General features: G+C 75.6%; 1 protein-coding gene. It reads right to left on the bottom strand.

The features are described from left to right. Positions 1 to 4,277: type I polyketide synthase (locus tag P3X83_RS43000; protein WP_277311228.1), on the bottom strand; the 4,277-nt coding region annotated here is incomplete at both ends.

Genomic DNA, 4,277 nt, shown 5'->3' with positions numbered 1-4,277 from the left:
TCGCCCTCGAACCGGTCGGCGATCGCGTCGAACGCCTGCGCGAAGGCGGGGAAGGTCTCGTGGAGCTCGCGGCCCATTCCGGCGCGCTGCGCGCCCTGGCCGGTGAACAGGAAGGCGGTCCGGCCTTCGGCCGCGGTCCCGGTGATGAGGGAGGGGGAGGTCTCGCCGTTGGCCAGGGCCATCAGCGCGGCGGTGAAGTCCTGGGCGTCGCCGCCGAGGACGACAGCGCGCGAATCCAGCGCGGCCCTGGTGGTGGCCAGCGAGAACGCCACCTCGGCGAGGTCCGACCCGGCCAGCGGCGCCAGCCGTACGGCCTGGGCCCGGACGGCCTCCGCGGTCTTGCCCGAGATCACCCAGGGCAGGACCGGCGGCGGGTCGCCCGCCGTGACCGGAGCACGGTCCCCGGCCGGGTACTCCTCGATGATCGTGTGCGCGTTGGTGCCGCTGATGCCGAAGGAGGAGACCGCGGCGCGGCGGGGACGCTCGGCGCGGAGCCAGTCGCGGGAGTCGGTCAGCAGCTCGACCGCGCCCGCGGACCACTCCACGTGCGGCGAGGGCTGGTCGGCGTGCAGGGTCTTCGGCAGTGTGTCGTTCCGCATCGCCATGACCATCTTGATCACGCCGCCGACCCCGGCCGCCGCCTGGCTGTGCCCGATGTTCGACTTCAGCGACCCCAGCCACAGCGGCTCGTCCCGGTCCCCGCCGTAGGTGGCGAGGAGGGCCTGCGCCTCGATCGGGTCGCCGAGCGTGGTGCCCGTGCCGTGCGCCTCGACGGCGTCCACCTCGGACGGCTCAAGCCCCGCGTCCGCGAGCGCCTGCCGGATCACGCGTTCCTGGGACCGGCCGTTCGGGGCGGTGAGGCCGTTCGACGCGCCGTCCTGGTTCACCGCCGAGCCGCGGACCACCGCGAGCACCTGGTGGCCGTTGCGGACCGCGTCCGACAGCCGCTCCACCAGCAGCAGGCCCGCGCCCTCCGACCAGCTCGTGCCGTCCGCCGTGGCGGCGAAGGACTTGCAGCGGCCGTCCGGGGCCAGCCCGCGCTGCCTGCTGAAGTCCACGAACACGTCCGGCTTGGCCATCAGCGTCACGCCGCCGACCAGGGCCATGGAGCACTCGCCGTCCCGCAGCGCCCGCGCCGCCCAGTGCAGCGCGACCAGCGACGAGGAGCACGCCGTGTCCACGGTGACCGCCGGGCCCTCAAGCCCGAAGGTGTAGGAGATGCGGCCGGAGGCGACGCTCGCCGCGCTGCCGGTCGCCATGTACCCCTCAAGGTCACCGGGGACGACCGGCATGCTCGACGCGTAGTCGTGGTACATCATGCCGACGAACACCCCGGTACGGCTGCCGCGCACCGACGCCGGGTCCATCCCGGCCCGTTCGAAGGTCTCCCAGGCCAGTTCGAGCAGCAGCCGCTGCTGCGGGTCCATGGCCAGCGCCTCGCGCGGGGCGATGCCGAACAGCCCGGCGTCGAACCGGTCGGCGTCGTGCAGGAACCCGCCGTACCTGGCGTAGGTGGTGCCGCTCGCGGCGGGATCGGGGTCGTAGAGCCGGTCCAGGTCCCAGCCCCGGTTCACCGGGAACTCGGAGATCCCGTCGATGCCCTCGGAGACGAGCCGCCACAGCTCCTCCGGCGACCGCACCCCGCCCGGGTAGCGGCAGCTCATGGCCACGATGGCGATCGGTTCGTCGCCGCCCTCACCGGCCTGCGTGACGACCGGCGCGGCGGCGGCCTGGCCGTCGTCAAGTTCGGCGAGCAGGTGGTCGATCAGCGCGGCCGGGCTGGGGTGGGCGAAGACCAGGGTGGCGGGGAACCGCAGGCCGGTGGCGGCGTTCATCCGGTTGCGCAGCTCGACGGCGGTCAGCGAGTCGAAGCCGAGTTCCTTGAAGGACCGCCTCAGCTCCACCTGCCCGCCGGAGGCGTGCCCGAGGACGCCGGCGACCTGCTCGCGCACCAGGTCGGTGAGGAGCCTGGTCCGCTCGGTCCCGTTCAGCGGGGCGAGGCGGGCGGCGAGCGTGGACCCTGCCGTGCCGCCGCCGTCACCGGCCCGCCGGATCGAGGGCCGGACCAGGCCGCGCAGCAGCGCGGGCACCGGCAGGCCACCGGCCGGGGCGGACGGCTCCGCGGCGGTCGCGACGACGTGCGGGCGTCCGGTGCGGACGGCCTCGTCCAGCAGGGCCAGGCCCTGCGCGTGGGTCAGCGCGCCGCCGAGGGAGTCGAACCGCTCCAGGTCGGCCCGGCTCAGCCGGCCGCCCATGCCGCCGTCCGCACCGGCCCAAAGGCCCCAGCCGATCGAGGTCGCAGGCAGTCCCTCCGCGTGCCGCCGGACGGCGAGCGCGTCCAGGAAGGCGTTGGCGGCGGCGTAGTTGCCCTGGCCCGCCGTGCCGAACGTGGCGGCGATCGAGGAGAACAGGACGAACCGGCGTACCGGCAGGTCCCGGGTCAGCTCGTGCAGGTTGGCCGCGGCCCCGGCCTTGGGGGCGAGCACGACGTCGAGGCGTTCGTATGTCAGCGACTCGATGACGCCGTCGTCCACGATTCCGGCGGCGTGCACGATTCCGGTCAGCGGATGCTCGGCGGGGATGGTGCCGAGCAGCGCGGCGAGGGCCGTCCGGTCGGCGGCGTCGCAGGCGACGACCTCGGCTTGCGCCCCCGCGTCGGCGAGGTCGGCGACCAGCTCGGCCGAACCGGCGGCGCTCGGGCCGCTGCGGCTGATCAGGATCAGGCGCCGGACCCCGTGCTCGGTGACCAGGTGGCGGGCGACGAGCGCGCCGAGGGCTCCGGTGCCGCCGGTGATCAGTACGGTGCCGTCCCGGCCGCCGGTCCAGGCGTCCGGCTCGTCGGCGGAGGTCGTGGGCCGGGTCAGGCGGGGGGCCAGCAGCCTGCCGTCGCGGATCGCGAGCCGGGGCTCGTCCAGCCCGGCGAGACGGCCGAGCGCGGCGCTGTCGGCATCGGTGTCGGTGTCGACGTGGATGACGCGGCCGGGGTTCTCGCTCTGCGCGGAGCGGACCAGGCCCGCCACCGCGCCGCTCACCGGGTCGGCCTGGCCGCCACCGGTCAGCACCACCAGCCGGGACCCGGCGAACCGCTCCCCCGGCTCGCCGAGCCAGGCGTGCAGCAGGTCGAGCGCCCGCCGCACGGCGAGCCGCGCGTCGTCGGTCTGGATCCTGGCGACGACGAGGTCGGGGATCTCGGTCGCGTCCCAGTCCAGTTCGGCCCAGGTGGACTCGCCGCCCGGCGGGACCTCGATCCAGTCCGTCACGAACAGCGGCCCCCGGGCGGCGGCCCGGCCCGCGTCCTGAAGCCGGTCGGCCGAGATCCGGCGCAGCGCCAGCGACTCGACCGACGTGACCGGACGGCCCGAGCCGTCCGCGACCTGGATGGTGAAGCCGTCGCCCGCCACCGGGGCGAGCCTGGCCCGCACCGCCGCCGCCCCCGCCGCGTGCAGGGCCACGCCGGTCCAGGCGAACGGCAGCGACGTACCGCCGTCCTCGTCCGCGAGGCGTTCCGTGCCGAGGGCGTGCAGGACGGCGTCCAGCAGCGCCGGGTGGATCCCCGAGCGGGCCGCGTCGGCCCGTGCGTCGTCGGGCAGGGCCACCTCGGCGAAGATCTCGTCACCGCGCCGCCAGGCGGCCCGCAGGCCCCGGAAGACGGGTCCGTAGGCGAGGCCGGCGCGTTCGGCCAGCTCGTCGTAGGCCGAGGTGAGGTCAACGGGTTCCGCTCCGGCGGGCGGCCATGCCGCCAGGTCGAACGCGGCCTCGGCGGGCGGTGCGGCGGGGAGCGACCCTGCGGCGTTCCGGGTCCAGGCGTGGTGGTGGTCCGCGCCGTCGCCGGGGCGGCTGTGGATCTCCACGGTCCGGTGACCGTCCACGACGCCGGTGACGCTCACCTGAACCTGCACGGCACCCCGCGCCGGTACGGCGAGCGGGGCCTCGATGGTCAGCTCCTCGATCGCGGCACAGCCCACCCGCTCGCCCGCGCGCAGGGCCATCTCCACGAACGCGGTGCCCGGCAGGAGGACGGTGCCGAGCACGGCGTGGTCGGCCAGCCAGGGGTGCGTGGCGAGCGACAGCCTGCCGGTGAGCACGACCCCGTCGCCACCGGCGAGCGAGACCTCGGCGGCGAGCAGCGGATGATCGGCGGCACCGAGCCCGGCGGACGTGACATCCCCGGCGGGGCGCGCGGCGGGCCAGTAGCGGCGGCGCTGGAAGGCGTAGGTGGGCAGATCGATCCGCTCGCCGCCGTAGGGGGCACAGACCGCCGCCCAGTTCACCTCCGC

Source organism: Spongiactinospora sp. TRM90649 (genome assembly GCF_029382225.1).
Classification (GTDB): Bacteria; Actinomycetota; Actinomycetes; order Streptosporangiales; family Streptosporangiaceae; genus Spongiactinospora.
This window is presented reverse-complemented; position numbering and strand designations above follow the sequence as displayed.